Origin of the sequence: Micromonospora echinofusca (assembly GCF_017614955.1) — a bacterium.
Lineage (GTDB): Bacteria > Actinomycetota > Actinomycetes > Mycobacteriales > Micromonosporaceae > Micromonospora > Micromonospora echinofusca_A.
Window position 1 is genome coordinate 1 of sequence record NZ_WVUH01000337.1, and the last position, 7,659, is coordinate 7,659.

The following is a 7,659-nucleotide window of genomic DNA, read 5'->3' on the forward strand; positions in this document are numbered from 1 at the left end:
GCCCTGCGGTGTCCCCGACCAGCCCCGGAGCGGTGCCGGCGCGGTCGGCCGGCACGGCTCCGGGGCTGGTCGGGGACACCGCAGGGCTGGCCGCCGCTGTGGCGGAACCCGCAGCCGGCACGGCGGCCAGCCCGGCGCAGTCGGCGAAGGGCGGCGGGCCGGACGGCGCCGACTGCGGGTCGTCGTCCGCCGTGCAGGCGGTACCGGCGAGCAGCAGGGGCAGGAGCAGCAGGGCGACGTACCGACGGGTCACGGCGCCTCCGCGACGACCGCCTGGACGGGTACCAGGTCGGGGTCGACGCCGGCCGCTGCGGCCAGGTCCCGGGCGCGGGGGCCCTTGAGCAGCTTCGCCGCCGGGGCCGGTTCGGTCGGCCCGGTGCCGTAGGACGGGCAGAGCGCGGCCAGGGTGCAGGCACCGCAGGCAGGTTTGCGGGCGTGGCAGACGCGCCGCCCGTGGAAGATGATCCGGTGCGACAGCATCGTCCAGTCGCGCTTCTCGAACAGCGCGCCGATCGCGTGCTCGATCTTGACGGGGTCGGTCTCGGTGGTCCAGCCCCAGCGGCGGACGAGTCGCTGGAAGTGGGTGTCGACGGTGATCCCCGGGACCCCGAAGGCGTTGCCGAGGATCACGTTCGCCGTCTTGCGCCCGATGCCGGGCAGGGTGACCAGGTCCGCAAGCCGACCGGGAACCCGACCGTCGTGCCGTTCGACCAGAGCCTGCCCCAGCTTGATCAGCGAGTCGGTCTTGTTGCGGAAGAAGCCGGTCGGCCGGATCAGCTCCTCCAGCTCGGTCCGGTCCGCGGCGGCGTAGTCGGCGGCGGTCGGATAGCGGGCGAAGAGCTTCGGGGTGACCTCGTTGACCCGTTTGTCCGTGCACTGGGCGGACAGGATCGTGGCGACCGCGAGCTCCAGCGGGTTGGCATGGTCCAGCTCGCAGTGCGCGTCGGGGTGTGTCTCGGTGAGCAGCCGGCCGATGCGGCGGGCCCGCCGCTTGCGACCAAGCTCTGTCTCGGAGGTGCGGAGGGAGGTAGCGGTCACGCCGGCCAGCCTACGTCGGTCCGGTGACGTTCCGACGGGGCCGGCCGACCGCCGGACCGTCCGTGTCGGCCCCGGCCGGGCCCGTTCCACGGGTACCACCGGAGCGCGCCGGTCAGTGGCGACCGGGACCTGGTCAGCCGGCGTCGGGTGGGGAGATCTTCCCGTCGGCGCCGAAGACCGCACCGGTCTTCGGGAAGTCGGACTTCGTCAACTGCCGGGCCAGACCGAGGCCACGGTCGTCCGGGTCCATGGTCGGCTTGCCGATCCCGTTCATGTAGGTGGAGACGAACTCCCCGCCGGCCCAACTGCCGTCCGGGTTGAGGGACACCTTGAGCACCCCACCCCAGCCCAGTCGGCCGGCGTTGCTGAGCGAGTTGCCGCCACCGGCGAAGTTGCCGAGGCTGTAGGCGATCAGGCGGCCCTGGTAGAACTCGAAGCCGCGCAGGACGTGCGGGCCGTGGCCGACGATCAGGTCGGCACCGGCGTCGATCATCGCCCGGGAAAACTTCATCGGGTCGCCCCGGTTCTCGCCGAGGAACATCTCGGTGCCCGGTTTGACCCGGGTCTTCTCGGACCCTTCGCCGCCCATGTGCACCTGCACGACGACCAGGTCGGCCATGGTCGCGGCCTTCGCCACCACCTGTTCCGCCTCGGCGATGTCGGTGAGGCTGTTGGACCAGACGTACGAGGAGAAACCGGCCACCGCCACCTTCACGCCCTCGACGTCGACCACGGTGATCTGGTCCGGGGCTCCGGTGTGCTTCAGCCCGTACTTCTCCAGCGCCTTCTGGGTGTTCTTGTAGCCGACCGGCCCGTAGTCGTACCCGTGGTTGTTGGCCTGGTTGAGCAGCTCGAACCCGGCGTCGCGCAGGTGCGCCGCGTACGACGGCGGGGCGCGGAACTGGAAGCAGCGGGTGGAGTTGGCGCCGCACTTGCCGGTACCGGTGTCGTCGGTCAGCGGCTCTTCGAGGTTGCCCATCACCAGGTCGGCGGCGAGCGCCTCCTTCACGGAGTCGAAGAAGCCCTTACCGCCGTTGGGCGGCAGCCGGCCGGGGGCGTTGCCCATGATGATGTCCCCGGTGGCGGACATGGAGATCGCCCGGCCGCCCGGTGCCGTCGTGCCCGGGGTGCCGGAGGGCTTCCCGGAGGAGGACGCGGGGGCGGCGGTGGGTCCGCCCGGCTGCCAGCTCGGGTCGTCGGTGGCGGGTGAACAGCCGACCAGGACGGCGAGCAGTGCGCCGAGCGCGAGCGCGAGCGGGCGACGGGAGCGGGACGAGGCGTACATCGACCGCGACCCTACCGGGCGCCCGCCGTCCCCGACGACCGCCGAACGGTCGAGACGGTCTCCTGCCGACCGCCCGGCCCGGCGGCGGGGCCACTCACCGGTCGGGCACCGCTCGGACCGGCCACCGGCCACTCACCGGTCGGGCACCGCTCGGACCGGGCACCGGTCGGTCAGCGGTCCGGCTGCTCGGACCACGGGACGACGGGACCGGCGCCCCCGGCCAGGACGGCGGCGTGCACGGCCCGGGCCAGCGGCGCCCCCCAACGGGACCGGGGACCGCCGTACGCCGCCACGGGCCCGTCGGCCGGGCAGCAGACGGTGACCGAGTCGGTCGGGGTACCGGTGGCGTCGAGTCCGAGGTCCGCGAGCGCCTGGGCCTTCGCCTCGGTGACCGTGGCGACCGCGTTGACCAGGGCGGCGTCGCCCAGCCGGGCGGGTACGAACGCGACGATGTTGACGGTGCCGACCCGCTCGGGCGTCACCCCGTTGGGGGCACCGGCGGCCCGCGCCGGACCGGCAGCCGGTTCCCCGCCCGGTGGCGGCCCGGGAACCTCGACGTCGAGGGGCGGTTCGGCGGCCCGGATCGGGGTACCCAGTCCCACCGTGGCCCAGACCCGCACGTCGGTGTCGACCCGGCGGACGACCTCGGCCACGTCGACCCCGGTCAGCAGTCCCACCCCGGGGCCGGTGAGGCCCAGCCGGTCGGCGAGTTCGACCAGGTGCGCGTCGGGGTCGTCGCGGTGGTACGACATCGGCACGGTCGCGTTGACCAACCAGTTCCGCAGGCCGATACCACCGCCCAACGGACCGGAACTGATCACCTGTACCGGGTGTTCGGCCCGCCAGTAGAGCAGGGGGATGTCACGATCGTTCTCGGACCGGGTGGTCAGGAAGGGCTCGGTCAGCACCCGGCGACCCTACGACCTGCGGATGTACCCGGATCGTGCGGACCGGGCAGCGGTGGGCGATGATAACGGGCGACGAGGTCAGGACGGTTGCCCCCGGATCAAGATTCCCAGGGGTGCGGCTCTGATTGCTGCTCACGTGCGCCTAGACTGGCGGCGCGCGACGGATCAGCGACCGGCGGACCCGGCCGATGGACGGCACGCGTAGGCGGAGGTGCGCGATGGACGAGGTACTGGCCCGCAGCGGGATCTTCCAGGGAGTCGACCCGGAGGCTGCCGAGGCGCTCGCCAAGGAGATGGAGACGATCGAGGTCCGCAAGGGCGAGGTCGTCTTCAACGAGGGCGAGCCCGGCGACAGTCTCTATATCCTCCTGTCCGGGAAGATCAAGGTAGGTCGCCGGGCCGCCGACGGGCGGCAGAACCTGATCGCCGTGATGGGCCCCTCGGACATGGTCGGTGAGCTGTCGCTCTTCGACCCGGGTCCGCGTACGGCGACCGCCACGGCGGTGACCGACACCCGCCTGGTCCGGCTGCGCAAGCAGGCCCTGCGTCCGTGGCTGAACAACCGCCCCGAGATCGCCGAGCAACTGCTCCGGGTGCTGGCCCGTCGGCTGCGGCGGACCAACGACTCGCTCGCCGACCTGATCTTCACGGACGTGCCGGGGCGGGTGGCGAAGAACCTGCTCCAGATGGCCGGCCGGTTCGGTACCCGGGACGGCGGCGTGCTGCGGGTGACCCACGACCTGACCCAGGAGGAGATCGCCCAGCTCGTCGGCGCCTCCCGGGAGACCGTCAACAAGGCGCTGGCCGATTTCGCCTCGCGGGGCTGGCTGCGGCTGGACGGCAAGAGCATCATCATCCTCGACCCGGAGCGCCTGGCCCGTCGCGCCCGCGTCTGACCTGACTGCCGCGAGGAGCGGTCGCTCCACAACAGGGGTCGCCGGAAGGTGGCCCCTGTTCTCGCATGACCGGTTCTGCTGGAAGCAGACATTCTCGACACCCGGTCGGTACTCCGGCAGTCTGGCCCCATGTTCGACCGGGTCGCCGTACTCTCCGACATCCACGGTGTCCTGCCGGCCCTGGCGGCGGTCCTCGCCGAGCCGGAGGTCGTCGCCGCCGACCGGATCGTGGTGACCGGTGACATCGCCGCCGGTCCACAGCCCGGGGCGGTACTCGACCTGCTGACCGGGTTGGGTGACCGGGTGGTCTGGGTACGCGGAAACGCCGACCGTGAGCTGGTGACGATCCGGCGGGGTGGCGACTGCGCGATCCCGGACCCGATCGCGCCGTGGGCCGCCGACCAGCTCACCGACGGTCAGCTCACCCTCCTCGCCGACCTACCGCTCACCGTCACCCTGCCGGTCACCGGTCTCGGCGAGGTGCTTTTCTGCCATGCCACGCCCCGCGACGACGAGGAGGTGGTGCTGGTCGACTCCCGGCTGGAACGCTGGACGGAGGTGCTGGCGGGCGTGCCGGAACAGGTCCGGACGATCGTGTGCGGGCACACCCACATGCCGTTCACCCGGCTCGTCGACCGGAGGTTGGTCGTCAACCCGGGCAGCATCGGCATGCCGTACGGCCGGGTCGGTGCGCACTGGGCGCTGCTGGGGCCGGGTGTGCAGTTGCGGGTCACCGGGTTCGACGTGTCGGCGGCGTGTGCGCGGGTGGCCACCGATTCCGGCTATCCCGGGGCAGCCGAGTGGGCCGACTACTTCCTGTACTCGCGGGCCTCGGACGTCGACGCGCTGCGTGCCTTCGGACCGCGCGACGGGCGGTGAACCTGGCCGGAGTCGGCTCCGGGTCACATCCCGGCCGGGCCGACGGACCATCAAAAAAGTCAGGCTTGACTGTTTGTTTTTTCCGGCGCACGCTGTCCCGGTGCCGTCCGCATCGACCCGCGTCCCTCCCCCGGAACGGGTACCGCAGCAGGAACGCAGCCGCGCCACCCGGGCCCGGCTGCTGGAAGCGACCGTCGAGTGCCTGGTCGAGCACGGCTGGTCCGGCACCACCACCACCGTCGTCGCCGCCCGGGCCGGTGTCTCCCGGGGTGCCCAGTTGCACCACTACCCCACCCGTGCGGCACTGGTGACCGCTGCGGTCGGGCACCTGACCGAACGGCGGGCCGAGGAACTGCGGGCCGAGGCGGCCAGCCTGCCCACCGGCCCGGAGCGGCTGGACCGGGTGGTCGACATGCTGGCCGCCGCGTTCACCGGGCCGCTCTTCGTCGCCGCCCTGGAGCTGTGGGTGGCCGCGCGGACCGACCCGGAACTGCGGGACGCCCTCGTCCCGCTGGAGGCGCGGGTCGGGCGGGAGATGCACCGGCTCACCGTCGAACTGCTCGGGGCGGACGAGCGCCGGCCCGGGGTACGCGAGTCGGTGCAGGCCACCCTCGACCTGCTGCGCGGCCTCGGGGTGGCCAACCTGCTCTCCGACGACTCGGCCCGGCGTACCGCCCTGCTGCTCACCTGGAAGCGCCAACTCGCCACGATCCTCGAACCCTGACCACGGAGGCCCGATGGTGGACCTGGAAACGCTGCTCGTGGATCTCGCCGACGAGTCGGCCGCGCTGGACGCGCTGGTGGCCCCGCTACCGGTGACCGACTGGGCCCGGCCGACCCCGGCAGCGGGCTGGACGGTCGCCCACCAGATCGCCCACCTGGCCTGGACCGACCATGTGTCGCTGCTCGCCGCCACCGATCCGGACGCGTTCCACCGGACGGCCGCCGCCCTGGCCGGGGAGCCGGACACCTTCGTCGACCGGGGTGCCGGGGAGTTCCTCGCCCCGCCGGCCGACCTGCTGTCCCGTTGGCGGGCGCTCCGGCAGGCACTCGCCACCGCGCTGCGCCAGGTCCCGGCCGGGGAGAAACTGCCCTGGTACGGCACCCGGATGTCGGCCACCTCGATGGCCACCGCCCGGCTCATGGAGACCTGGGCGCACGGTCAGGACGTGGCCGACGCGCTCGGCGTCACCCGTACCCCCACCGAACGCCTCCGGCACGTCGCGCACCTCGGCTTCCGTACCCTCGGACACGGCTTCGCCACCCACGGCCGCGCCGAGCCGACGGCGCCGGTCCGGGTGGATCTCGTCGCGCCGGACGGTGCCACCTGGAGCTACGGGCCGGCGGAGGCGGCGGACCGGGTGACCGGGCCGGCGCTGGACTTCTGCCTGCTGGTCACCCAGCGCCGGCACCGGGCCGACCTGGCCCTGCTGGCCACCGGTCCGGTCGCCGACGAGTGGCTGGACGTGGCCCAGGCGTTCGCCGGCCCACCGGGCACCGGCCGGGAACCGGGCGCCGGGTCGGTGTCCCGCGAACCGGCCGCCGGGCCCGGCTCCCGTGGGGTGGCGGCATGATCCGCATCGGCAACGCCTCCGGCTTCTACGGCGACCGGTTCTCCGCCTGGCGGGAGATGCTCGACGGTGGCGAACTGGACGTGCTGACCGGCGACTACCTCGCCGAGTTGACCATGCTGATCCTCGGCCGGGACCGGTTGCGTGATCCGGACCTCGGCTACGCCCGGACGTTCCTCCGGCAGGCCGAGTCCTGCCTCGGCATCGCGCTGGACCGGGGGGTCAAACTGGTCACCAACGCCGGTGGGCTCAACCCGGCCGGGCTGGCCACCGCGTTGGAGTCGCTCTGCGCGAAGCTCGGGCTGACCGCCCGGATCGGGTACGTCGAGGGCGACGCCCTGGCCCGACCGGACGCGCTCACCGCCAACGCGTACCTGGGTGCCTTCGGTATCGCCGCCTGCCTGGCCGACGGGGCGGACATCGTGGTCACCGGTCGGGTCACCGACGCGTCGCTGGTGGTCGGCCCGGCGATCGCCCGGTTCGGCTGGACCCGCGACGACCTGGACGCGCTGGCCGGGGCGACCGTGGCCGGGCACCTGATCGAGTGCGGGGCACAGGTGACCGGGGGCAACTTCAGCTTCTTCACCGAGCTGCCCGACGGTGGCCGGCGCCCCGGCTTTCCGATCGCCGAACTGCACGCCGACGGGTCGGCGGTGATCACCAAGCATCCCGGTACGGGTGGCGCGGTGACCGTGGAGACGGTGACCGCGCAACTGCTCTACGAGATCGACACGCCGTACTATCTCGGGCCGGACGTGGTGACCCGGCTGGACACGGTCACCCTCACGGCGGACGGTCCGGACCGGGTACGGCTGCACGGCACCCGGGGACTTCCACCACCGGCCACGCTGAAGGTGGGGGTGAACAACCTCCGCGGGTTCCGCAACTCGATGACCTTCGTCCTCTGTGGACTCGACATCGGGGCGAAGGCGGCACTGGTCCGGGCCCAGGTCGAGGACGCGGTGGGCACCGACGGGCTGGAATTCGTGCTGGCCCGCACCGACCACCCCGACGCGGCGGACACCGAGACGGCGAGCGCCCTGCTGCACGTACACCTGCGCGACGGCGACAAGGGGCGGGCC

General features: G+C 72.8%; 8 protein-coding genes and 1 pseudogene. 5 read left to right on the top strand and 4 right to left on the bottom strand.

Going from position 1 to position 7,659, the window contains the following annotated elements; translation table 11 throughout:
• From GSF22_RS27520 to GSF22_RS27535, 4 genes and pseudogenes are all read right to left on the bottom strand, one after another.
• Positions 1-253, bottom strand: a pseudogene (locus GSF22_RS27520) (TlpA family protein disulfide reductase); the annotation flags it as partial.
• Positions 250-1,047: an endonuclease III gene (nth, locus tag GSF22_RS27525; protein ID WP_244454229.1), complete on the bottom strand. Its 798-nt coding sequence runs from the start codon at positions 1,045-1,047 to the stop codon at positions 250-252. The pseudogene GSF22_RS27520 and the gene nth, both read right to left, overlap by 4 nt.
• A 124-nt stretch (positions 1,048-1,171) precedes the next feature.
• On the bottom strand, positions 1,172-2,323 hold the full coding sequence (locus GSF22_RS27530; protein WP_208816650.1) for a CapA family protein: 1,152 nt from the start codon (positions 2,321-2,323) through the stop codon (positions 1,172-1,174).
• 170 nt (positions 2,324-2,493) lie between these two features.
• Positions 2,494-3,231: an adenosylcobinamide amidohydrolase gene (locus tag GSF22_RS27535; RefSeq protein ID WP_208816651.1), complete on the bottom strand. Its 738-nt coding sequence runs from the start codon at positions 3,229-3,231 to the stop codon at positions 2,494-2,496.
• 218 nt (positions 3,232-3,449) lie between these two features.
• On the opposite strand from GSF22_RS27535, the gene GSF22_RS27540 reads away from it, so the two are divergent.
• The 5 genes from GSF22_RS27540 to GSF22_RS27560 all read left to right on the top strand — a co-directional run.
• A complete protein-coding gene (locus GSF22_RS27540; RefSeq protein ID WP_007073398.1) occupies positions 3,450-4,127 on the top strand; it encodes a Crp/Fnr family transcriptional regulator in 678 nt (225 codons plus the stop codon).
• A gap of 129 nt (positions 4,128-4,256) precedes the next feature.
• A complete protein-coding gene (locus tag GSF22_RS27545; RefSeq protein ID WP_208816652.1) occupies positions 4,257-5,006 on the top strand; it encodes a metallophosphoesterase family protein in 750 nt (249 codons plus the stop codon).
• A gap of 100 nt (positions 5,007-5,106) precedes the next feature.
• Positions 5,107-5,730, top strand: a complete 624-nt coding sequence (locus tag GSF22_RS27550) for a TetR/AcrR family transcriptional regulator (protein WP_208816653.1) — start codon at positions 5,107-5,109, stop codon at positions 5,728-5,730.
• 13 nt (positions 5,731-5,743) lie between these two features.
• Positions 5,744-6,580, top strand: a complete 837-nt coding sequence (locus GSF22_RS27555; protein WP_208816654.1) for a TIGR03084 family metal-binding protein — start codon at positions 5,744-5,746, stop codon at positions 6,578-6,580.
• On the top strand, positions 6,577-7,659 hold a 1,083-nt coding region (locus GSF22_RS27560), incomplete at its 3' end, for an acyclic terpene utilization AtuA family protein (RefSeq protein WP_208816655.1). The genes GSF22_RS27555 and GSF22_RS27560, both read left to right, overlap by 4 nt.